21 protein-coding genes, 1 tRNA gene and 1 pseudogene are annotated in these 21,329 nt (G+C 67.2%); 20 read left to right on the top strand and 3 right to left on the bottom strand.

Features of this window, described 5'->3' with window-relative positions; translation table 11 throughout:
* The first annotated feature begins 107 nt into the window (after positions 1-107).
* From MTR62_RS11165 to MTR62_RS11225, 13 genes and pseudogenes are all read left to right on the top strand, one after another.
* A complete protein-coding gene (locus MTR62_RS11165; RefSeq protein WP_244020830.1) occupies positions 108-698 on the top strand; it encodes a flagellar basal body-associated FliL family protein in 591 nt (196 codons plus the stop codon).
* Between the two features lie 7 nt (positions 699-705).
* On the top strand, positions 706-1,599 hold the full coding sequence (locus MTR62_RS11170; RefSeq protein WP_244020839.1) for a FliM/FliN family flagellar motor switch protein: 894 nt from the start codon (positions 706-708) through the stop codon (positions 1,597-1,599).
* Between the two features lie 124 nt (positions 1,600-1,723).
* A complete protein-coding gene (gene fliN, locus MTR62_RS11175) occupies positions 1,724-2,029 on the top strand; it encodes a flagellar motor switch protein FliN (RefSeq protein WP_244020841.1) in 306 nt (101 codons plus the stop codon).
* Between the two features lie 8 nt (positions 2,030-2,037).
* Positions 2,038-2,313, top strand: coding sequence for a flagellar biosynthetic protein FliO (locus MTR62_RS11180; RefSeq protein ID WP_244020843.1), 276 nt, complete (start codon positions 2,038-2,040; stop codon positions 2,311-2,313).
* A 53-nt stretch (positions 2,314-2,366) separates the two neighbouring features.
* On the top strand, positions 2,367-3,098 hold the full coding sequence (fliP, locus tag MTR62_RS11185; RefSeq protein ID WP_244020919.1) for a flagellar type III secretion system pore protein FliP: 732 nt from the start codon (positions 2,367-2,369) through the stop codon (positions 3,096-3,098).
* Between the two features lie 13 nt (positions 3,099-3,111).
* Positions 3,112-3,402 (top strand): flagellar biosynthetic protein FliQ, encoded by a 291-nt coding sequence (locus MTR62_RS11190; RefSeq protein ID WP_244020844.1) that lies wholly within the window; start codon positions 3,112-3,114, stop codon positions 3,400-3,402.
* Entirely contained in the window at positions 3,399-4,181 is a 783-nt protein-coding gene (fliR, locus tag MTR62_RS11195) for a flagellar biosynthetic protein FliR (RefSeq protein ID WP_244020846.1), read from the top strand. The genes MTR62_RS11190 and fliR overlap by 4 nt, the downstream gene beginning before the upstream one ends.
* Positions 4,178-5,314, top strand: a complete 1,137-nt coding sequence (locus tag MTR62_RS11200; RefSeq protein WP_244020847.1) for an EscU/YscU/HrcU family type III secretion system export apparatus switch protein — start codon at positions 4,178-4,180, stop codon at positions 5,312-5,314. Before fliR ends, MTR62_RS11200 begins: the two co-directional genes overlap by 4 nt.
* Positions 5,315-5,468: 154 nt before the next feature.
* Positions 5,469-6,911 carry a flagellar filament capping protein FliD gene (gene fliD / locus MTR62_RS11205; RefSeq protein ID WP_244020857.1) on the top strand — a complete coding sequence of 481 codons (1,443 nt, stop codon included), beginning with the start codon at positions 5,469-5,471 and terminating at the stop codon, positions 6,909-6,911.
* A 1-nt stretch (position 6,912) separates the two neighbouring features.
* Positions 6,913-7,284, top strand: coding sequence for a flagellar protein FliS (locus tag MTR62_RS11210; RefSeq protein ID WP_244020859.1), 372 nt, complete (start codon positions 6,913-6,915; stop codon positions 7,282-7,284).
* A 455-nt stretch (positions 7,285-7,739) separates the two neighbouring features.
* The gene (locus tag MTR62_RS11215) at positions 7,740-8,345 is read left to right on the top strand and encodes a response regulator transcription factor (protein WP_244020861.1); all 606 of its coding nucleotides are present in this window, start codon (positions 7,740-7,742) and stop codon (positions 8,343-8,345) included.
* Between the two features lie 1,038 nt (positions 8,346-9,383).
* On the top strand, positions 9,384-10,208 hold the full coding sequence (locus MTR62_RS11220; protein WP_244020862.1) for a metallophosphoesterase family protein: 825 nt from the start codon (positions 9,384-9,386) through the stop codon (positions 10,206-10,208).
* 227 nt (positions 10,209-10,435) lie between these two features.
* A pseudogene (locus MTR62_RS11225) lies at positions 10,436-11,148 on the top strand (IS5 family transposase).
* Positions 11,149-11,257: 109 nt separating this feature from the next.
* Here the strand turns inward: MTR62_RS11225 and MTR62_RS11230 are convergent.
* Both MTR62_RS11230 and MTR62_RS11235 read right to left on the bottom strand, forming a co-directional pair.
* Entirely contained in the window at positions 11,258-11,695 is a 438-nt protein-coding gene (locus tag MTR62_RS11230) for a hypothetical protein (protein ID WP_244020863.1), read from the bottom strand.
* A 141-nt stretch (positions 11,696-11,836) separates the two neighbouring features.
* The gene (locus MTR62_RS11235) at positions 11,837-13,012 is read right to left on the bottom strand and encodes a pyridoxal phosphate-dependent aminotransferase (RefSeq protein ID WP_244020873.1); all 1,176 of its coding nucleotides are present in this window, start codon (positions 13,010-13,012) and stop codon (positions 11,837-11,839) included.
* A 230-nt stretch (positions 13,013-13,242) separates the two neighbouring features.
* On the opposite strand from MTR62_RS11235, the gene MTR62_RS11240 reads away from it, so the two are divergent.
* The 3 genes from MTR62_RS11240 to MTR62_RS11250 all read left to right on the top strand — a co-directional run bounded on the left by MTR62_RS11240 (position 13,243) and on the right by MTR62_RS11250 (position 15,620).
* Positions 13,243-13,318, top strand: a tRNA-Thr gene (locus MTR62_RS11240).
* 503 nt (positions 13,319-13,821) lie between these two features.
* A complete protein-coding gene (locus MTR62_RS11245) occupies positions 13,822-15,066 on the top strand; it encodes a hypothetical protein (RefSeq protein WP_244020874.1) in 1,245 nt (414 codons plus the stop codon).
* 38 nt (positions 15,067-15,104) lie between these two features.
* Entirely contained in the window at positions 15,105-15,620 is a 516-nt protein-coding gene (locus MTR62_RS11250; protein WP_244020881.1) for a glycine zipper 2TM domain-containing protein, read from the top strand.
* Between the two features lie 36 nt (positions 15,621-15,656).
* Here MTR62_RS11250 and MTR62_RS11255 read toward each other — a convergent pair whose 3' ends face one another.
* Positions 15,657-16,544, bottom strand: a complete 888-nt coding sequence (locus MTR62_RS11255; RefSeq protein WP_244020883.1) for a LysR family transcriptional regulator — start codon at positions 16,542-16,544, stop codon at positions 15,657-15,659.
* Positions 16,545-16,747: 203 nt separating this feature from the next.
* Between MTR62_RS11255 and MTR62_RS11260 the strand changes: the two genes are divergently transcribed.
* The 4 genes from MTR62_RS11260 to MTR62_RS11275 are packed head-to-tail and all read left to right on the top strand — an operon-like array spanning position 16,748 to position 21,310.
* Positions 16,748-18,694: an FUSC family protein gene (locus MTR62_RS11260; RefSeq protein WP_244020885.1), complete on the top strand. Its 1,947-nt coding sequence runs from the start codon at positions 16,748-16,750 to the stop codon at positions 18,692-18,694.
* Positions 18,691-18,912, top strand: a complete 222-nt coding sequence (locus tag MTR62_RS11265) for a DUF1656 domain-containing protein (protein WP_244020887.1) — start codon at positions 18,691-18,693, stop codon at positions 18,910-18,912. The genes MTR62_RS11260 and MTR62_RS11265 overlap by 4 nt, the downstream gene beginning before the upstream one ends.
* 32 nt (positions 18,913-18,944) lie before the next feature.
* A complete protein-coding gene (locus MTR62_RS11270; protein WP_244020888.1) occupies positions 18,945-19,880 on the top strand; it encodes an HlyD family secretion protein in 936 nt (311 codons plus the stop codon).
* The gene (locus MTR62_RS11275) at positions 19,877-21,310 is read left to right on the top strand and encodes an efflux transporter outer membrane subunit (protein WP_244020889.1); all 1,434 of its coding nucleotides are present in this window, start codon (positions 19,877-19,879) and stop codon (positions 21,308-21,310) included. Before MTR62_RS11270 ends, MTR62_RS11275 begins: the two co-directional genes overlap by 4 nt.
* Positions 21,311-21,329 lie beyond the last annotated feature (19 nt).

Here is a 21,329-nt window from a genome sequence, read left to right on the forward strand (position 1 = left end):
CCGACACCGCGACCACGGCCCCCTCCGGGCCGTCCGCCAGCCGCAGCGCCGCCGATGCGCGCGGCGGCATCTACGCCTGACCCCCAACCGATCCGAGGAACCTATTCATGAGCGACAAAGGCAAGAAAGGCGACGGCGAGGAAAAGCCCAAGGGCAAAGGCAAGATGGGCCTGATCCTCATCGGCGTCGGCATGCTTGCCGTGGGCGGCGGGGGCGCGGCGGGGGCCATGATGTTCCTGGGCGGCGGCCACGGTGAAGTCGAGGAGCCCAAGGGCCCGCAACTCATCAAGAAGGGCGAGACCGATCCTTACGCTCCGCCCGCCGCCGAAGGCGAAGGCGAAGGCGCCACGCACGAGGTCGAAGGCGACGGCGGCGACGAGTACCGCACCGCCTATTACACCTTCAAGGACGAGTTCACCTCGAACCTCAAGGACTCGGACTCGCTGGTCCAGCTCGCGCTCGCCTGCTCGACCCGGCGCGACGGGCGCGTCCTGCTCTGGCTCGCCAAGCACGAACTGGCGATCCGCTCCAACATGCTCGCGGTGATCGCCGATACCCCCGAGGACGACATGTACACCATCCAGGGCAAGGACAAGCTGCAGAAGCGGCTGACCAAGACCATCAACGACGTGCTCAAGAAGAAGGAAGGCTACGGCGGCGTCGATGCCGTCTACTTCCGCACACTCATCATCCAGTGAGGTGACGATGGCCAGCGCATCCCCCCCCTCCCCCGCCCGCAAGGCGAAGCACTGCACCGAACTCGTCGGAGCGCCGCCCTCGCTCGACGAACTGGTGCCCGCCCTCTCGTTCCTGGGCGAGAAGCTGGCGCGGGTGCTGCCCGCCTATCTGGCCCGCGTGACCGGGGGCGAGCCGCCACTGGTGCGCGTGGGGATGCCGATGGACACCACGCTGGGCGGCATCCAGTCCGAACTCGAAACGCTGGCCTCGCACGCGCTGCTGGGGATCGGCCCCAAGAACCGGCCGGTGCTTGCCACCTTCGAGGCGGCCCCGGTGTTCCGCCTCGTCGACCGGGCCTTCGGCGGCACCGGGCTGGTGCCCGATCCGCTGCCCGACACTTTCCCGGTCTCCGCCGAGCTGCTGCTCGCGCGGATCGAACAGGCGATCTGCGACACCCTGAGCCAGGTCTTCGCCAGCGAGCGGCCACATCCGGTGCGCTTCGTGCGGCGCGACACCAGTCTGCGCCAGCTCGATCCGTTCGACAAGCGCACCGACCTGCTCCAGCTCACGCTCGACATCGAGGATGCGGATGCCGAGCCCTGGTCGCTCGCGCTCGCCTTTCCGCAAGCCACGCTCGCCGACGTGCTCACCACCCGCCGCCCGGTCGCCCCGCGCCGCGCGCCGCGCCGCAAGGCCGGGCACGAAGCCGAACCCTTCGCTTCGCTTACGCTCGAAATTACCGCCGTTCTCGTCGACATGCCGATCAGCATGCGCCGTCTGTCCGCGCTCAAGCCGGGGGACGTTATCCCCGTGCCGGTCGCGCGCGCGGTGCCGCTGATGGCGGGCGGGCACATCATCGCCACCGGCACCGTGGGCGAACTGGACGACAAGGTCGCCGTCCAGATCGGTCAGGCCTTCTGACCGCGCGCCCACGCGCACACACGCCCGCGCGTCTGGTCCACGCACGGGCATCCACCCCTCCGGCGCGGTCACGCCGGGGGAACCAATGGGGAAGACGTCAATCATGGCAAGGCAACCGCGCGGCTTGGATTTTCTGAGAGACGTCGACGTGCGCGTCTCGGTCGAACTGGGCCGCTCCCAGATGAAACTCAAGGACGTGCTCGCGCTGGGCCCGGAAAGCCTCGTCGTGCTCGATCGCATGACCGACGAGCTGCTCGACGTGCTGGTCAACGGCAAGCCGATCGCGCGCGGCGAAGTGGTGGCGCACAACGGGCGCTTTGGCCTGCGCATCATCGAGATGGTCGGCGAGGACGAGGATGGCGAGGACGGCGTGCCGCTCGCGCTGCCCGAGACGAACCCCGCCGCCGCCGCGCACAGCGCCAAGGAGTAGCCCCACCCATGCTGTGGTATCTGCTCAAGCTCGCCGTCATGCTGCCCCTCATCGCGCTGCTCGCCTGGGCCGCGCTGCGCCTCGCCAAGAAGATGCAGGAGCGCGCCGGGATCGGCACCGGCTCGCGCTCGATCCGCATCGTCGAGACGACCATGCTCTCCCCCACGCTCAAGCTCGCGGTGATCGAATTTCACGGGCGCGAAATCCTCGTCTCGGTCTCGCGCAGCGGGCTGACCCGGCTCGCCGAAGCCTCCGCGCGCGCCCAGTTCGAGGTGATCGAGTGACCGCCTCGCGCCGCCTGTGGGCCGGCCTGCTCACTGCGGGATGCGGGCTCGCGCTGCTCGCCGTACCGCTCGCCGCGCACGCCCAGCAGGCGATCCCCGGCGCGCTCGACCGCGCCTTTGGCGAAATCGGCGGGACCGGCAGCGGGCCGGGTGGGCCGGGGATGAGTCTGTCGCTCCAGCTGCTGCTCATCATGGGCCTGCTCACGATGCTGCCGAGCCTCGTGCTGATGATGACCAGCTTCACGCGCATCCTCGTCGTCCTCGCGATCCTGCGCCAGGCGATCGGGCTCCAGCAATCGCCCCCCAACCAGGTGCTGATCGGGCTTTCGCTGTTCCTTTCGCTCTTCGTCATGGCCCCCACGCTCGACCGGGTGAACGCCTCCGCGATCGCCCCTTACGCCGCCGACCAGATCAACGCCGAACAGGCGATCGCCAACGCGGGCCGCGAATTTCACGCCTTCATGGTGCGCCAGACGCGCGAGCGCGATCTCACCATGTTCGCCGACATGGCCAAGGCCCCGCGCTTCGCCTCAAGCGCGGACGTGCCTTTCTCGATCCTGCTCCCCGCCTTCGTGACCAGCGAGCTCAAGACCGCCTTCCAGATCGGCTTCATGCTGTTCCTGCCCTTCCTCGTCATCGACCTCGTGATTTCCTCGGTGCTGATGTCGCTGGGCATGATGATGATGAGCCCGATGGTCGTCTCGCTGCCCTTCAAGCTCTTGCTGTTCGTGATGGTCGATGGCTGGGCGCTGATGATGGGCTCGCTCGCGGCGAGCTTCGGCTAGGGGCGCACGCGCGATGGAGGACATCACCGCCCTGCTCGCGCTGGCCGACAAGATGCTGTGGGTCACAGCGCTCGTCGCCGCGCCCGTGCTGCTTGCAGCGCTCGCCATCGGGCTCGTGGTGGGGCTGGTCCAGGCCGCGACCTCGGTCAACGAACAGACGCTGACCTTCGTGCCCAAGCTCGCCGTGGTCGCGCTCGTTCTCGTCCTGCTCGGCTCCTCGATGATGACGCTGGTGGGCGATTTCGCACAGGAGATCTTCGCCCAGATCGCGCTGATGGGCCAGGCCGAGCAGGTCGTGCCGTGATCCAGCTCGACTTCGGCTTCGGCGCGCTCGAGGCCGAGTTCTGGCGCCTGCTCTTCGTGATGACCCGGATCGGCGCCGCGCTGGTCGCCGCGCCGCTGTTCGGCATTCCAAGTGTTCCCCCGCAGCTGCGCGTGATCGGCGCAGGCTCGGTGGCGGTGCTGGTCTGTGCCTGGACCGACGTGGCGGTGCCGCCCGCGCTGTTCTCGCTCGCCGGGCTCCTCGCCGTGCTCGGCGAAGTGCTGGTCGGGCTCACACTCGGCTTCGTGCTCCAGCTCGCCTTCGCCGCCCCGGTCATCGCCGCGGAAGTCATGGGCGGGTCGATGGGAATGAACATGGCGGTCGCGGTCGATCCCAACTCGGGCACCCAGTCGCCCGCGCTGGGGCAATACTTCGCGGTGGTGCTCACGATGATCTTCCTGGCGCTGGGCGCGCACCTGCAATGGTTCGCGCTCATCGTCGAGAGTTATCGCGTGTTCCCGCCGGGGCACACCTGGCTCGGCTCCGAACGCTTCGCGCTCGTCGCCGGGTTCGCGCTCGACATGTTCGCGACCGCGGCCACGATCGCGCTGCCGGTGTGCCTTGTCCTGCTCGTGGTCCAGCTGGTGACCGGCGTGCTGAGCCGCTCGGCGCCCTCGCTCAACCTGTTCTCGCTCGGCCTGCCTGCGGGCATCCTGGGCGGGCTTGCCGCGCTGATCGTCTCCGCCCCGGTGCTCACCGACCTCGTCACCCGCCTCTCGCGCGATGCCATCGTCCACGCCAGCGCGGTGCTTGCCCCGTGAGCGAATCCGAAGGCGAGAAAAGCTTTGCCCCGACGCAAAAGCGCAAGCGCGACGCCGCGCAAAAGGGCGACGTCATCCGCTCGCGCGAGCTGGCGACTGCCGCTGCGATCGCCATCGGCGCGATCTGGCTCCTGTTCGCCGGGCCCTGGCTGTTCGATTGCCTCGCCCGGCTGCTGCGCACAGGGTTCACCTTCGACAAGGCCGCCATCGACGATTTCACCCCCGGCCGCCGACTGATCGACGCGCTGATCGCCGCGCTGCCTCCGGTCATGACGCTGGGCGTGGCGGTGATGCTGGTCAGCCTGATCTCGCAGCTCGGCTTCGGCGAGGGGCGGTGGCTGGGCAGCAATCTGGCGCCCAAGGCCTCACGCATCGACCCGATGAAGGGACTGAAGCGCATGTTCGGCCCCAACGGGCTGATCGAGATGGTCAAGGGTCTCGCCAAGGTCGCCCTGCTCGGCACCATCGCCTGGGTCTGGGCGAGCGGGCGGATCGAGACGATGGCAAGGCTGGGGCGCGGCGATCTGGTGGGCGAGCTGTCCTACGCCTGGGACGGGCTCGTCCTCCTGCTGTTCTGGCTGGCCGCCGGGCTCACCCTGATCGCGCTGCTCGACCTGCCGGTCCAGCTCATCCGCCGCCTGTTTCGCCTCAAGATGACGCTGCAGGAAGTGCGCGACGAACAGAAGGACACCGAAGGCGCGCCCGAAAAGAAGGCCGCGATCAAGGACCGCCAGCGCCGCATCGCGATGGGCGCGCTGGTTCCCGCGATGAAGGAGGCGACCTTCGTCATCACCAACCCGACGCACTTCTCGGTCGCGCTCGCGTGGGACCAGACCAAGGCGCCGGCCCCCATCGTGGTCGCCAAGGGGCGCGGCGAAAAGGCCATGGCGATCCGCGAGCTGGCCGCCGAATACCAGGTTCCCGCGCTCGAATATCCCGCGCTTGCCCGCTCGGTCTATTACACCGTGCGCGAGAAACGCATGATCCGCGAGGAACACTATGTTGCGGTTGCCGCGATCCTGGCCTTCGTGCTCGCGGTCAAGCGCGGCGAGAAGCGCGTGCGCCCGCAGGTCCAGGTCCCGGTCACGCTGCGCTTCGATGCCGACGGAAGACTGGAATCGGCCAGCGCATGAGCGAGCGCCCTGCGCCCTATCCCTAGCCCCCTCTTCAGACCCTGTTCGTCCCTCGTGTCTAGGGTGATGACGGGCCGGTGCCACGAGAGAGCGCGCCGCCCCGCAAAGTCCGAAGTGAGCTTAACCCTCGTCCTGCGGAGCCGTTCTTTCAGCCATGACCACGACCTCGACAACGGCGACGACATCGCTCCTCACCACCAGTTCGCTGGTCACGGCGCTCGGCGGCGGCAGCGGGATCGACATGACCGCGCTCGCCAACAACCTCGCGACCGCGACGTTCGCGGACCGGGTCTCGCGCCTCGAAACCAAGACCGAAACGCTCAACACCAAGATTTCGGCCGCCTCCAACATCAAATCGATGATGCTCGCGCTCGACACCTCGCTCGGCACCCTGGTGCGCAGCGGCGATCTCGCCCGTACGCCTTCGGTCGCCAACAGTTCGGTGGCCAGCGCCGCGCTCAGCGGTTCGAGCGTTCCCAGCGGCAGCTATTCGCTCGAGGTGACGCAACTGGCCACCAACCAGATGCTGGCGAGCAACGCCTACACCGCCTCGACCGACACCGTGGGCGCGGGCACCCTGACGCTGCGTTTCGGCACCGTCTCGGGGTCCAGCTTCACCGAGGACACCAGCCAGAGCGCGGTCGACATCACCATCGAGAGCGGCGACACGCTGGCCAATGTGGCGGCCAAGATCAACGCCGCCGACGCGGGCGTCACCGCCTATGTCGCCAACACCGCCGAGGGCGCCAAGCTGGTCATCAAGGGGCAGGAAGGCGCAACCAGCGGCTTCATCCTCGAAGCGAGCGAGGACGCGAGCGATCCGGGCCTCTCCAACCTCGCCTGGGACCCCAGCTCGGCGAACGGCACGCTGCTCTCGACCGCCCTCGACGCCGCCTACAAGGTCGACGGGCTCGAATACACTGCCAGCTCGAACACCGTGACCGACATCATTCCCGGCGTCACGCTCACGCTCAGTGCGACCAATGTCGGATCGCCGACCAAGGTCACGTTCTCCGACCCGTCGGACACCATCGCCAGCTCGATGCAGGATTTCACCGACGCGCTCAACGAGATCATGACCGAGCTCAACTCCGCCACCGCGATCGGCGGCGATCTGGCCAACGATTCGGGCGCCCGCTCGCTCAAGCGCCAGCTGGCTGCGCTGGCCGGTACGATCGTCATGCCCAACGCCACGGGCACCGCGCGCACGCTCGCCGACCTTGGCCTCACGACCAACCGCGACGGCACCTTCTCGCTCGACACCGACCGGCTTACAGCGACGCTCGAAGCCGATCCCGAAGGCGTCGCGGACATGTTCACCAACGGGCTCTACGGCGTCTATTCGACGGTCGACAAGATCTACCGCAGCGCGGTCTCGACGACGAACATCGATTCGCTCGCCTACTCGATCACCAAGTGGACCAGCCAGCTCGACGACGTCGCCGACAGCCAGACCGAAATCGCCGAACAGCAGGAAGCCCTTCGCGCCCGCCTTGCCAGCCAGTTCACCGTTTCGGAAACCCGCATCGGCCTGCTGAACTCGACCAAGACCATGCTCGAGAACCAGATCGCGGCCTGGAACAGTTCGGACAGCTGACATGCTCGGACGCGTTACCCCCCACGAGGCCTATCGCCGCGTCGATTTCGATGCCCGCGTCAACGGCGCGGACAGTTCCGAGCTGGTCCACGTCTGCCTCGAACAGATGGTCGGCGCGCTCGGCACCGCGCTCCACGCGCACGGCATCGGCGATGCCGCGTTACGCAGCCGGTCGATGACCCGCGCGCTGACCGCGATCACCGCGCTGCAGATGGGCGTTTCGGGCGAGACCGCGATCGCCTCGGCGCTCAACCAGGTCTATGCGGCGGCCCGGCGCACGATCCTCGATTGCTCGATGGACTTTACCCCCGACCAGGTCACCCAGCTGCGCACCGATTTCCAGGAAATCGGGCAGGCCATGCAGGCCAGCTGAGAGACCGTTTGAAAAATGCCTTTTCAGGCATTTTGATTACGGCACCAGCCCACTCCCCCACCCGACCACCCGCAGGATACTGGCAATGGGTGGTCGGGTGGGGGAGTGGGCTGGTGCCGCAAAATTCGCATTTCGCGAATTTTCAAACGGGCTCTGAGGCGCCCCTCGGCGGCGCTCCCCCCACTGTTCCACATCCGCTGCAATACCGGTGCGAATCCCCGATTTGCGCGGGACTATGCGTATTGCGTCGCAGCATCGCGCCCGAAGCCGCGGCGCGCGCGGCCTGGCTTACAATCTGGCACCGATTCGGCGTTGCCGGGTCCGACCGGGCGCTTGATTTACCCCAATTTTTGCGAACGCTTGCACGCAATGCATCGACATCGGACGTGAAACGGCGGGAAACCGCGCTCCATTGCGAATATTCCCTAGGCAGAAATAAGAATGGGAGTCCGATTGTGGAGCAAGGAATTTCCAACCTCATCCTGATTGATAACGACATGCGCCGCCGGGCAGCAATCAGTCATGCCCTGTCATCCGCCAACATCCATGTCGAGCCGTTCGAGAACCTCTCCGAACTGGCCAACAGCTGGCCGCGCTCGGGGATCATCCTCATCCATGACGAAGCCGGTGCGATCGACGAACTGATCGAAAACATGTCGCTGCACGGCGAATGGTTCCCGATCATCGCCTTCAGCGAAAACCCGGCCGCGCAGCGCATCGTGGGCGCCATCCTCGACGGCGCGATCGACTACATCGCCTGGCCGATCACCGCGGGCGAACTCAACCAGACGCTCGAACGCGCAATGCTCCGTGCCGAAGGCGTGGGCAACGCCAAGCTGCGCGAGATCATGGCCCGCGCCCGTGTCGACCGGCTGACCCGGCGCGAACGCGAAGTGCTCGGCGGCGTCGCCAGCGGTCTGTCCAACCGGCTGATCGGCGAAAAACTCTCGATCAGCCCGCGCACGGTGGAGATCCACCGCGCCAACATGCTCAACAAGCTGGGCGCGAACCACACCTCCGATGCGATCCGCATCGCCATAGAAGCCGCCATGGTGCACTGATCGCCGCGACGCTGGCACGCTCCCTCTTGGCGAAGATAACCGGAGCAGGCCTGGCGTCATGAGACGGCAACCGGCCGGGCATCCCTTCGGACGCGCGCTCGGGACCAATCGCAAGGGGCAGGAACGCGGGTGCGCTTCTGCCCTTTTGTTGTCAGCTGAGTTGCCAGCACGGCCAAGCGCGCCAAGGAAGGTCCGACCGGACACGCCCTTTAGGCGACCAACGCCAGCCGATGCCGGTTCCTACGCCCGCCGCTGGCGCGCGCAGCAGGCACGCGGCGGCGAGCGCGCATTGCGCGCAAGCCGGAACGACCAGGACAGGTGGTTGGCGCAAGGTACGCTGACCGCCCACCCCGCTGCGACTAGTGGATTGATTTTGCCATTTGCATCCCCTGGCGGCTGGGATGGGTCTGCAAATGCCAAAATCGCAAAATCCACTAGAATCAAATATATGCTAGTGGTTCGAAACGATTCTGACATTTGAGCGCGCCCTATCCGATAGGGTATCAAATGTCAGAATCGAACCACTAGGTTCGCTACGCTCCCCAAGTCTCGCTGCCCCTCCCGCAAGCGGGAGGGAGGATAGCGCATTGCCCTCCCGCTTGCGGGGACACCGGAAGGCCTGGGGCCGAAGGGACCTCGCCGAACCGGGTGGGCGGATCACAACGGTGGCGTGTCCTGCCGCAACGGCGGCAATCCAGACTTTCGCATTGGCCTCCCCCGTCCAGACCCCGCCTTACGCAACTGCCACGAGCCCGATCGGCACCAAGGCTTAGCATCTGGCGTGACATACCACGTGTGCCGGCCCCGCAACCTGAGCAAAAGCCGGCTCCTGGTCCCGCTAGTCGTGTACCGGCAGACCTGGCCCGAACGATCTTCGGATCAGGTCTGCCACGACGGGAAAAACGAACCCTGCCTGGCGACGCGCCCGGACCCTTGCGAACCCGCCGGGGGCGTCGCCCTGTTCGGCCCTGTTCCTGCCGATGGGTGCGGCACGCCGCTCTGGACCGACCACCGCCCCGCACGCTACAGGACGTGCCCATGGCCTTTTCTTCCGCCACCCACAGCGTGCAGGACGCCCTGCCCGCACCGCTTCGCCGCAGCCGGGGCATGCGCTGGCTGGGGGACATCCACGGCTCGCTCCAGATCCACGACGCGATCCGCGAGGCGCGCGCGCAGGACTTTGCGATCGGCTTCATCGGCGACCTGACCGACCAGAGCCCATCCGACGGGGATGCCCCGAACGACAGCGCGGCAATCATCCGTACCCTGCTCGAACTCGATGCCCAGGGCCTCGCCCTCATCACGCCCGGCAACCATTGCTTCAAGCTGCTGCGCTACCTCACCCACTGGCGCGAAGGCGACGGCGGCGAACAGCGCCTGCAGCTCACCCACGGCCTCGATCGCACCATCGCCGAGATCATGGCCGCCCCCGATCGCGACACGCTGATCGAGGGCTATCTGCGCGTCGTCGGCGCCGCGCCACTGTGGCGCCAGATCGGCCCCTACCTCTTCGTCCACGCCGCCGCCGCCCCGGCGATGTTCACCCGGCACGCACCGAGCGCCGCGCACGCGCTTACGCTGCGCGGCGATGGCCTCGTCCACCGCGCGCTCTACGGCCAGACCGCCCCGAACGCGGCGCAGGGTGCCCTGCCGATCCGCCTCTACGACTGGGCAAGCGCTATTCCGGCGCGCCACACCGTGGTCATCGGCCACGACCGCGTGCCCGACGTGCAAACCACCACGAACCCGGCCGGCGGCCAGCTCGTGCGGATCGATACCGGCGCGGGCAAGGGTGGGCGGCTGTCGTGGATCGACATCGACGCGCAGACGCTGGCCTTTGAAGCACCCGGCGCCATCGAATAGAGAAACGAGGAAAGGGGGGCCGCTGCCCTAAGGTCTGTGGGAATTTAGAGCATTTTCCAGTCAGGTGGAATCACCTGACGGTTCAGAAAATGCGTCAAAACAAAGGCCTAGAGCGGTCGATCCGATGCAATCCGATCGAAAACCGCTCTAGGATTCCGATTTTTCTGGAGCTGTGATTCACGTTCTGGATGGAACGCTTTGTACTGACTGATGCCCAGTGGGCGAAGATGGCACCGCATTGTCTGGGCAAGCCGACCGATCCGGGGCGCAGTGGCCGGAACAATCGGCTGTTCATGGAGGCAGTGCTGTGGATTGCTCGGACGGGCAGTCCATGGCGTGATCTTCCCACGGTGTTCGGCAACTGGAGTACAGCGTTTCTGCGGTTCCGGGATTGGCGCGAAGCCGATGTTTTCAAGCGGATTTTCGATGCCTTGTCGGAGGAGCCGGACATGGAATGCGCCATGATCGACGCCACCATCGTCAAAGTCCACCGGCACGGTCAGGGTGCAAAAGGAGGGCTAATAGCCAGGCCATCGGCCGCTCCAAAGGCGGCATGACAACCAAGATTCTGGCGCTGACCGATGCTCTGGGCAACCTTGTCCGCTTCCGCCTGATGCCCGGCCACCGTTTCGACACTGTTGGCGTTGCCCCACTCATCGACGGCATCGAGTTCGGCGCGCTGCTCGCTGACAAGGCCTTCGATAGCAACGAGATCGTCGCCGACCTCAACGAACGCGGTGCGAAGATCGTTATCTCGCAGCATCCACGTCGCGCCAAGCCCATCCCGATTGACGCCGAAATGTACAAGTGGCGCCGCCTCATCGAAAACTTCTTCTGCAAAATCAAGGAATTCAAGCACATCGCCAGGCGCGCCTGCAAAACCGATCAAAGCTTCGAAGCCATGATCCACCTTGCTGCTGCCGTCATCAACTCACGTTGAATCCCCACAGGCTTTAGAGCGGTCGATCAGATTGCATCGGATCGACCGCTCCAGACCTTTGTTTTCACGAATTTTCCAGTCAGGTAATTCCACCTGACTGGAAAATGCCCTAGTGGAGCACGATCTCCATCCCGGCGAACACCTTGTCGTCGAGCGAAGGGATTTGCTCGATCGCCATCAGCAGCGCCGAGGCCCAGGCACCCAGCAGGGCCAGCGCGGGCGTGGCCCCTTCGGCGCAGACATCCTCTTCGCTGTCGGACACCAGGCACGAGGCCATGCTCACCCCGTTCTCGCTGCGCGAGCACATGAACGCAGGCTCATCGCCCACCACCAGCAAGGCCGCGTCAAGCCCCGCTCCGACCGCCAGCAGCGTTTCCAGCCGCGTGCGAGCCGGCACCGGCTGGCCCCCGCGCACAAGTTCCACCGCCTCGCGAATGCGGGCGTGCTCATCGTCGGCGGGACACTGCGCGCAATCGTCAATGAAGTCGCGCAGCTGCTCGCAGAAACTGGACGATATGCCGCCGGGGGCGTGCAGGGCTTTGGCCATGATTCGGGGTGCCTGAAACTATAAAGACGCTCTCAGGCCCGATCCTCCGCCGCGGGTCAATCCGCAATGCCCCGCCCTGCATCACGCCCGTCCCAGCGCGCTACACCCCGGTGCGCACGCGTAAACAGGCCCCGCGCCCGCTCAGCGGCGCGCCGCGAACCACGGCACGAGCCGCTCGATCGCTTCGGCGACTTCCCCCGGAGAAACCGCAAAACTGAAGCGCATGAAGTGGTTACCTTCGACCGGATCGAAATCGATCCCCGGTGCGGTGGCCACCCCGGTGTCGAGCAGAAGCTGGCGACAAAAGCTCAGGCTATCCTGCGTATAAGCTCCGATATCCGCCCATATATAAAAGGCGCCGTCGGGTGGCGCAATCGCATCGAGCCCCAGCCGGGGCAGCGCATCGAGCAGCATCTGGCGCCCTTGCGCGTAGTTGCGCACGTGCCCCTCCAGCTCCTCTGTGCTGTCGAAAGCGACCAGTCCGGCGTGCTGCGCCAGCACCGGCGGGGTGAGAAACAGGTTGCCCATGCGCGCCCGCGCCGTCTCGACGAGCCCGGGCGGGACCAGCAGCCAGCCCAGCCGCCAGGCGGTCATCGAATAGTATTTTGAGAAGCTGTTGACGATCACCGCCTCCGGATCGAATTCGAGCAACGAGTGCGCTTCGGGGCCGTAGGTCAGGCCGTGGTAGATCTCGTCCGACACGATGCGGATGCCCCGCGCGCGGCAGACCCGCGCGATTCGCTCCAGTTCTCCGGCCTCGATGATCGTGCCCGTGGGGTTGGCCGGACTCGCCAGGATCACGCCATCGGGCGCCGGTTCGAGCGCCGCGAGGGCTGCGGCGGTCAGCTGGTAACGCGCGTTGGGGCCGCAGGCGATCTCGACCGGCTCAAGATACATCGCCTTGAGCGTGTTGCGGTAGGCGACGTAACCCGGCCGGGCCAGCGCAACCTGCGCACCGGGGCGGAACAGGCTGGAGAGCGCCAGCACCAGTGCCGGCGACGCGCCGCAGGTGAGGATGATCTGCTCGGGATCGACGCCTTGCCCGTACCGCTCGGCATAGTGGCGCGCGATACGCGCCTTGAGCGCGGTACTCTCCCAATATCCGCCCGGCTCGGCGTCGAGCATGGCGTGCGCTTTGGCGATCGCCGCCGCAGGCGCCCCGGTCGATGGCTGGCCATACTCCATGTGAATGACACTGCGCCCTTGCGCACCCAATTCGTAGGCCAGCCGTCCGATCGCGATGGCGTGGAACGGATCGACCTCGGCAACCGGCGCGGGAACGGCATGGGGCGGAGGCGACGTCGGTGCAGTGGTCATGGTCACGCTGCTAGGCGCCCACCTGCGGCGACGCAAGCCTTGCCCCCGCCGGACGATGCCCGGACCGTCGCCCGACACCCGCCTTATCCTGCCACGCCAAGGCACGCCCGCGGACAGCCAATTCAAAACTTCCTTCCCGGCGCGGTACAAACCCCCTTGCACTTGCCTCTTGCGCTCGGTAAAGGCGCCCCCTGCCCACGTTCCGGTTCATCCGGGAATCGCAAAGGCACGCCGCTTTAGCTCAGTTGGTAGAGCACATCATTCGTAATGATGGGGTCAGGTGTTCGAGTCACCTAAGCGGCACCACCTTCCTGAACTTTTCTGACAGGTTGATCGCCCCCTCGTGAGGCCGTGAGCGGTTGCGCGATCCGCGCGCCTGCCACGCGGATCCAACTCGGTCTCGCGCACGTCATGGTGCCAGCCTCGGGCCTCGACGGCTGCAACGCACGATCGACAGGCGACGCTTTACGCGAATGGCGAGCACCGGAAAGATCAAATCCAATTAGATCGGCACTAAAACGGATCATTCCCCCATTTCGACAGAAAAATAAAAATATTAGTTACCGATTGCTAATGAATTAAAACACAATCACTATAAGCCCAACAAAGACGAACTATACTTATTTTACCAAGGATATCCGATGCCTTACCCCCATTGGAAACGAATCCTGATCGCCCTCACCGCATCTTGTCTGATGCAATCGGCGGCTCTTTCACAGGATGCGCGCGTGAATGCGCGCACGTCTCCCGGCCGAACGGGGCCTTCCGCCAGCTGCACGCGCGAACAATGGGTTAGCTTTGCCCGCCAATTGGTCGGTCCGGACGGTACGGTGCACGCCGACTGGTTCGGCCAAGCCGCCGACCGGATCGCAAAGCTGGTCGAATTCGACCGCGACTACGGGCAGAAGCGCAAGAGCACGCAGCGCGAATACGACCAGCTCAAGCACGCGATCGAAAACTACGATGCCTCGGTCCAGCGCCAGCACCGCTCGAACCCGCTTTCCGGATTGCTGGGCGGCCTGAAAAGCGAACCGGCCCCAATCAAGACCCAGCGCGCGCGGCTGGCCGAACTCAGCGCCCAGCGCTTCATGACGCAGGGCCAGGTCGACGCGCTGCAGGAGCAAGCCGCGAGCAGCGCCCGGCTGGCGAAACAAGCGGTCGACGAGCTTGTGCCCTCGGTCCAGGCGTTCGGGCAAGCACCGGAAAATATCGATCGTGCCATCGTGATCGAAACCGGGTTCCAGACGAACCTGCGCCATTGCCTCGTGTTCAAGCCCTCCGCGCTCACGGCCCTGCAATTCGCCGACGCCAACCAGCCGCTCGGCCTCTTGGGCGGCGAACTGGCCGGGATGGTCGAAGCGGCGGGCGCGCGCAACGGCGAGCTGTTTCGCCAACGGATTGCCCAGATCGATTCCGACGACGCCCTCGCCCGGTTCCGCGCACAGTACCTTGCCTCGCCCGCGGCGAAGCGCGGCCTCGAGGCATCCGGGGCCATGCCGGCCTTTCAGGAACGCCAGCAGCTGCTGGCCGAGCGGGCGCAGGCTGCCCGCGCGAAGGCGCAGGCCGAAGCGCGCGCGCGCGAAGCCCAGGCCCAGCGCCAGGCCGAGGCCGAAAGAGCCGCAGCCCAACGTGCCCAGGAAGCCGAGGCCGCGCGCTTTGCCGCACAGGACAAGGCGCAGTCCAGCAAGACCGGAGAGCCGACCCAGGCCCAGATGCTCGCCGCGTTGAACGGCCGCCTGAACGCCGCCAAGGCCAATTCCAAGGCGCAGGGCGAGGCGGGGTGCAACGCGATGAACAGCGGATCGCAAAATCCGCTCGATGGCATCGCCTGCCTCATGCTCGGCACGCGGGCCGCCGATGCCGGGCGCGACATCAGCATCGACTATTTCGAAAAAGTCGGCTGCAAACCGGCCGTCGCAGCGGGCTACATGTGCGACTACCTGATCCGGGCGAAGGCTCCGATAATGGGCGCCTTTACCACCAGCAACGCCGCGGCGACGGTGAATACCAAGCGCTTCGTGCGCAGCAGCCGGGGCTGGATCGTCGTCGATTGACCCGCTCAAAATCCGCGAACCCTGTCTCGGGAGGCACCATGACGCTCGTGAAATACACTCTCGCCATACTGCTGATCGCCGCAGCGGGCCTGTCCGGACTGACCGCCAGACCGGCCCATGCCGCCGGTTGCGAGAAAGGCAATACCGGCAAGATTCTGGGTGGTATCGCCGGAGGCATTGCCGGGGGAATCCTGGGCAACAAGATCGCCAGGGGCAAGGCGGGCACCATCGTCGGCGCCCTCGTCGGGGTGATCGCCGGCACCCAGATCGGCAAGAAGCTGGATCGCTGCCAGCAGGAAGAAGTCGCCAAGGCGTCCAAGGCCTCGCTCGACACCAACCGGTTCGGCAAGGATTCGCAAAAGCCGGTGATCGACCCGGCGACGGGCGAGCGCATCGGCACGGTCGAAACCGTGCGCGCGGACACCGCGTCGACCTACGAATGCCGGGTCCAGCGCATCACCGTGCGCGACCCGGCCACGGGCGAGGAAATGGTGGAGCCCATCAAGCAGTGCCGATCGGGCAAGAATGGCGCCTTCGAGCCCGTTGCCGCCTGACGGGGAAATGCGCCAGCCGGCTGGAACCGGCGCGTTTCAGTCTGTCGTGAGCATCGCGCGGATCGCGTTGCGCGCGACGACCACGCGCGGTTCGCGCAGCGCGGTGGGCGAGGCGACGAGGAAATAGCGGTTGGCGGGCGGCGCGATCGGCGCGCGGATTTCGACCAGTTCGCCATGCGCAAGCTGCGCCACGCACAGATAGTCGGGCAGGACCGACCAGCCGAACCCCTGCATCACGATCGCGCGCAGCCCCCGCAGGTCCTCGCAGATCAGCGCCGGGCGCAGCGCCGCGCACGTCAACGCGTTGGCCCCCAGCCAATCGTCGACGAGCTGCTGTTCCAGATCGAAGGCCAGCACCGGCTCGGTCTCGAGCGCAGCACCCAGATCCGGGGCCGCGTTCAGCCGTGCCGCGACTTCGGGCGCGGCGACCGCGTGGAGCAGTTCGGCATGGACCTTCTCGCTGCGCAAGCGCTGGTCGGTCACCGGGTAGCCGGAAATTGCCAGGTCACACTCCCCCTCCAGCAAGGCGGTGCGGATTTCCTCGCGCCCGCCGTTGAGCAGGCGCAGGCGCATTCCCCTGGCCAGCAGCGGGCGCAGGCGCGGCATCACCAGTTCGGCGAGGAAATCGCCATGGCTCATGATCCGCACCACCCCGGTCAGGTCGCTCGATCGCGCGCGCACTTGCGCCAGCGCGGCCTCGGCGACGTCGAGCCGGTCGCCCAGCCCCGCCGCCAGTTCGGTGGCGATCGCGGTGGGCACCACCCCCTTGGCCTGCCGGTCGAACAGCGGATGGCCGATTCCCGCTTCGAGCGCGGTGATGTGCTGGGAGATCGCCGGCTGGGTCAATCCCAGCACGCGGGCTGCGGCGCTGAAGGAGCGCTGGCGGTAGACTTCGACGAAGCTGCGCAGATGCAAGAGCGACATGACGCACCTGCTATAACCAAACTTATCAAACCTGCCAAATGAGCTTATGGGCCAATTGGCCTGGACAGGCATATTTGCGCAGCCTCGCACGCCGCCATGACACCGCCCCCTCCCATCGCCTCCCACGCCTCGGATCGCTCCGCGCCCGATGCTCCTCGCGCCGCCCGGCGCGTGACGCGCTGCGCCCGATCGCGGGGCACGCGATGAGACCCTCTGCGCTCCAGTCCGCGCTGTTTTCCGCCAAGACCGCGCTCGCCGCGCTGATGGCGCTGTGGGTCACCTTGTGGGTCGGCCTGCCGATGCCGTTCTGGGCGATGACCACCACCTACATCGTCGCCAACCCGCTTTCGGGCGCGACTCGCTCCAAGGCGATCTACCGCGTGATCGGTACCTTTGCCGGGGCAGCGGTGGCGGTGGGGCTGGTCCCCGCGCTCGTCGACTGGCCGGTGCTGCTGTGCCTGGCGCTGGCGCTGTGGGTCGGCGTCACGCTGACGATTTCGCTGCTCGACCGCTCACCGCGCGCCTACACCATGATGCTGGCGGGCTACACCGCGATGCTGGTGGGCTTTCCCGCGGTCGACCGGCCCGAGGCGGTGTTCGACATCGCCGTCGCGCGCGTGACCGAGATCATCCTGGGTATCGTGTGCGCCACGCTCACCCACAGTCTGATCTTTCCGCAGTCGGTCGCCTCAAACCTGGGCGCAAAGCTCAACGCCTGGCTGCGCGACACGCGGGCCTGGCGCGCCGAGATCCTCGAGGGAACCAGCAGCGCCCCGCACATCCGCGCGGGCCGCCGTCGCCTGGCCCAGGACGCGATGGAATGCGTGGTGCTGGCCACGCACGTTCCCTTCGACACCTCGCACTGGCGCGATGCCAGCGCCTCGGTGCAGGCCTTGCTGCGGCGCATGTTGCTGCTGCTGCCCACGCTCACCGGCCTCGCCGACCGCCACCGCGCGCTGACCGAACGCGGACTTCTGCCTGTCGCCAACGACGCACCGCGCCCCGCTGCAACGCGCGGCGAATGGGGCGAGCTGCTGGCGCAGAGCCACGCCATCCGTGCCGAACAGACCGCGCGGCTGCTCGACCAGTGCGACACGCTGCTCGCCCATCTCGACGATCGCAGTGTGCCCGCCCCGCTCACCCGCCAGGAAAGCCGTCAGGGCATCGCGATGCACGCCGACGGCGGCATGGCGATCATTTCAGGTCTTGCCGCGATCATCGCCGTCCTCATCTGCTGCACGATCTGGATCGGCACCGGCTGGGCGGACGGGTCGATCGCAGCGATGATGACCGGGGTGTTCTGCTGCCTGTTCGCCTCGCAGGACAATCCGGTTCCGATGATCCTGCGCTTTGGCGGCGCATTGCTCGCCGGACTGCCGGTCGCGGCGTTCTACCTCTTCGTGCTGATGCCTCCGGTCGACGGGTTCATTCCGCTCGCCCTGCTGCTGCTGCCGCCGTTGCTGGTGGCGGGCTGGATCATTCCGCACCCGCGCTGGGGCGCCACCGGGGCGGCGGCGATGCTGGGTTTTGCCAACGCGCTGGCGCTGCAGGAAAGCTTCCACGCCGACTTCGCCCGGTTCTTCAACGCCAACTGCGGGCAGGTGCTCGGCGTGCTGGTCGCCGCCGGCGTCACTGCGGGGATGCGCACGGCGGGCGCCGATGCACTGATCGGGCGGGTCAAGCGCCACCTGCGCGCCGATCTGGTCCGCTTTGCCAGCGCCACCACCCCGCCCAGCCGCTTCCAGGTACTGGGCCGCACGACCGACCGGCTCGCGCTCATCACCCAGCGGCTGGGTGATGCCACCGACGAGGCCACCACCAGCCTTCGCGAAGTGCGCATCGCGATGAACATCGTGACGCTCCAGCACTTGCAGGCGCAGGTCGACCGGCGCCTGAGCCTGTCGCTGCGCCGCGTGCTGCGCGACGTCGCCCGGTTCTATGCCGGCAACAGCCAGAGCCCCCCGCCCGAGCGCCTGCTCGCGCGAATCGACGTCGCGCTGCGCCTGATGCTCGCCGAACCGGGCCTGTGGCAGCGCCTGACCGGCGAAATCCTGGGCAACGACCCCGCCGAAGGCCTCGCCGCGCTCGTCGCCCTGCGCCGCAACATCTACCCCGACGCCCCCGACTTCACCCGCGAGGACCGGCCGTGATCCCCGACTACCGCATCGCCGACATCTTCGTCGCGGCCGCCCCGATCGACGGGCTGATCGCGCTGCTCGTCGCGCTCGTCCTCCATCGGCTGCTCTCGTTCTTCAACGTCTACCGCTGGGTATGGCACCCGGTGCTGTTCGACACGGCGATGTTCATCGTCGTGTGGGCCGCCCTCATTCGCTTCGTCCCCTCCCCGATCATCGGAATGACCCCATGAGCCTGCACTCTTCCGCGCGGCGGCAGAAAGCCGTGTCCATCACTTTCACGGGGCTGATGACCTTGGCGGCGATTCTCGGCGGCAAGGCGATCTACAACTATTACCAGGACGATCCCTGGACCCGCGACGGGCGCATCCGCGCCGACGTGGTGCGCATCGCGCCCGACGTCGCGGGCCTGGTCACGCGGATTGCGGTGGACCACGACCAGAGCGTCCACCGCGGCCAGGTGCTGTTCGAGGTCGATCCCTCGCGCTACCGCCTCGCGCTGCAGGAAGCGACGATCGGGGTCGAGCAGGCCAGGGCCGATCTCGACCGCGCCCGCGCCGCGCAGCAGCGCGCCGCCGTCACCCTGACCGAAGCCCGGCGCGAGGATGTGCGCGACCGTGGCCTTGGCGAGCTGATCGCGAGCGAGAGCGCGCAGCAATCGCAGACCAAGGCCCAGGAAGCCGCCGCCGACCTCGCCTCCTCGCGCGCCGCGGTGGAACAGGCGCTGGCCCGGCTCGACGCGGCGCGCAACGCGCGCGACCTCGCCCAGCTCAACCTGACCCGCACCAAGGTCCTTGCCCCGTCGGACGGCTACCTCTCCGAAGTATCGGTGCGCGTGGGCAACTACGTCAACGCGGGCAGTCCGGTGCTTGCCCTCGTCGACACCTCGACCTTGCGAGTCGAGGGCTATTTCGAGGAAACCAAGCTGCCCAACGTCCACGTCGGACAAAAGGCGGTGGTTCACGTCATGGGCGAGAACGGCACGCTGACGGGCCACGTCTATTCGATCGCCCGCGCGATCGAGGACCATGACCGCAACGCCAGCTCGGACATGCTGCCCGCGATCAACCCCTCGTTCAGCTGGGTGCGCCTGCCCCAGCGCATTCCGGTGCGCATCCACATCGACCATCCGCCGCGGGGTCTGGCGCTCATCGCCGGGCGCACGGTTTCGGTCTCGCTCGAACCGGACGCCACCAAGTGAAACACGCCCCCCTTTCCGGCCAGCGCGCCCGCAATGGGGCTACGGTCGCGCTCAGCGCTCTCGCTCTCGCGCTCACGGGGTGCACGGTCGGGCCCGACTACCACCTGCCCGAAAAGGCCGCGATCAACCGCCCTTCGGCCAAGGCCGCGCTGTCGGGTAGCGCGCTGACCTCGATCGATCCGCTGCCCCCGCGCTGGTGGTCGCTCTACCACGACCCGGTGCTAGACGCGCTCGAGCAGGAGGCGCTTGCCGCCAACACCGACTTGCGCGTGGCGGGCGCGAACCTCGCACGCTCGGCCGCGATGGTCCGCGCGACCAAGGGCGAAGGCGATCCGCAGGCGACGCTCGACGCGTCGGTCGAACGCGCGCGGCTCTCGGGCGAAAGCTTCCTCAAGTACGAAACCCTGCCCGTGACCAACCTCGGGATCGGCGAGGGCGCGGTGTCCTACCAGCTCGACCTGTTCGGCCAGATCCGCCGCCGGGTCGAGGAGGCCGAGGCCGACCACCAGGCCACCGAGGCGACGATCGAGGCGGTGCAGGTAACGCTCGCGGCGCAAGTCGCGCGCGCCTACGTCACCGTGTGCGGCGAGAACGAGGCGCAGGAACTGGCCGAAGAAGCCGCCAGCCAGCAGGAACACTTCGCCCAGATCGCCCAGCGCCTGCACGCCGCGGGCAAGACCCCCGCAACCGACGTGACCCGCGCCGAGGCGCTGGCGTTGCAGGCCCAGGCCGCGCTGCCACGCCACCGCGCCGCCGCCCGCGCCGCGCTCTACCAGCTTGCCTTCCTGCTTGGCCGAACGCCGTCGGAATACCCGCGCGAGGCTGAAAACTGCCACGCGCTGCCCCGGCTCGACCGGCCGCTGCCGATCGGCGATGGCGCCGCCCTGCTCGCCCGCCGGCCCGACGTACGCGCGGCCGAACGCAAGCTGGCCGCCGCCACCGCCGGGATCGGGGTGGCCAAGGCCGATCTCTACCCGCACATCTCGCTGGGGCTGAGTGGAGGAACCTTCGGCCTGCTCGAGGACGTGGGCCAGGCCATGGCGGGCCACTGGTCGATCGGATCGCTGATCAGTTGGACCTTCCCGACCCGCGCCAACCGCGCCAAGGTCGACGCCGCCAAGGCCGGGGCCGACCGCAGTCTCGCCGCGTTCGACGGCACCGTGCTCGATGCCCTGCGCGAGACCGAGACCGCGCTTTCATGGTACCGCGAAAGCCACAACCGCGCGGTCGACCTGACCGCGGTGCGCGAAAAGGCGCAGGAACTCGCCGACCAGAACCGGCGCCTGTTCACGGCGGGCAAGGCCGGGCTGCCGCTCGACCTGTCGAGCCGGATCGACCTCGTCAAGGCGCGCGACGACGAACGCGCTGCGCGCGACGAGGAAGCGCAGAGCCAGATCAGCCTGTTCCTCGCGCTCGGCGGTGGCTGGTAGCGCGAGCTGCCCTTCCCGA

This window comes from Novosphingobium organovorum (assembly GCF_022832435.1).
In the GTDB taxonomy this organism is placed as follows: Bacteria; Pseudomonadota; Alphaproteobacteria; order Sphingomonadales; family Sphingomonadaceae; genus Novosphingobium; species Novosphingobium organovorum.